The sequence below is a fragment of the Bacillus sp. DJP31 genome (assembly GCF_049310945.1).
GTDB lineage: Bacteria > Bacillota > Bacilli > Bacillales > SA4 > Bacillus_BS.
This window is the reverse complement of the sequence record NZ_JBMERO010000089.1, coordinates 1-1,113: the sequence shown is the minus strand read 5'-3', so window position 1 is coordinate 1,113 and position 1,113 is coordinate 1. Positions and strand designations below refer to the sequence as shown.

Genomic DNA, 1,113 nt, shown 5'->3' with positions numbered 1-1,113 from the left:
GGAAGCATGGGGACGGTTCTCGTGCTTCTCAAACGCTTACCTATTGCTAACTTTACTTTAATAAGGAACTTTTAAGTCTTGGGTGATTTTGTTATTCTTATCCAAACGAAAAGAGCTGATTAAAGCCACTGAGTTTAAAATTGCTGGTAAGCATGTACATATTCATTGAATTTATCAAAGTCATTATGGGGGTACTAAATTATGACAAATAATGAAATTACTTTCGAAGCCAGATGGTTGGTGGATAGAATTAAGATAAAATATCCCGAGTTTGTTGGTAAAACAGCAAGTGAAAGAGTGAAATAGCAAAATTAGAAAAAGAATTGAAGATAAAGTTGCCAAACTGGTATATCGAACTTTATACAACCGTCCCTTTAATTGACGCGGAGTTTGGGGTTCAAGAAGATGAGCAAGATGAAGATTATGACGGGATTTCTTATATGATATGGGGTGGTGCTGATGACATACTTGAAGAAAGCACTAAATATGAACCGGGAATATCTGCATTAAAAGATGGATACGTTTTTGTAGCTAGTTGCTCCCATGGTAGCGGCGACCCTATATATGTCAAACTAAGCTCAGATGCGCCTAGAGTATATAGTATATATCACGATGATCTTACTAAAGCTCAATTATTAGAAAACCTTGCTTCTTTGTTTAAGAATGCAATAATCTAACGAATGCGGTACCTGCTCAACTATTAAAAAACCTTGTTCAACTAACGGGTGCGCGCGACAAGTTCTGTTATAAGCGTTTTCCAGCGTGAAAAAACAGGAAGTTTGCTAGATTAACTTTAACTTTACAACGGAGGATAGGAATGATGGATCCATGTTTCCTGAAACTATCCCATCAATACTCCTGCATGCGTCATAATTGACTGGTTATTGGGGTGTGAAGCACAGGTAGATTCGGTTGAACTAGGCTGAAGCCATTCTTATGGAAAAGGTATGCTGAAGGATAGACCGCATGGCTGAAAAACTAGATATGGTGAGAATAGTTCCTACATAAAGGAACTGACGAACTTCCGAAGGTACGGGTCTAAAGTTAGAACATGAGGAAACTTGTGTACCATCAAACGATGGGGTGAATGGTGTAAAGTAAAAATGCACCCTC

Annotated in this window: 1 protein-coding gene; it reads left to right on the top strand. The window is 38.2% G+C overall.

Going from position 1 to position 1,113, the window contains the following annotated elements; genetic code table 11:
- The first annotated feature begins 335 nt into the window (after nucleotides 1-335).
- Entirely contained in the window at nucleotides 336-677 is a 342-nt protein-coding gene (locus ACOI1C_RS22535; RefSeq protein WP_422512873.1) for a hypothetical protein, read from the top strand.
- The last annotated feature ends 436 nt before the right edge of the window (nucleotides 678-1,113 follow it).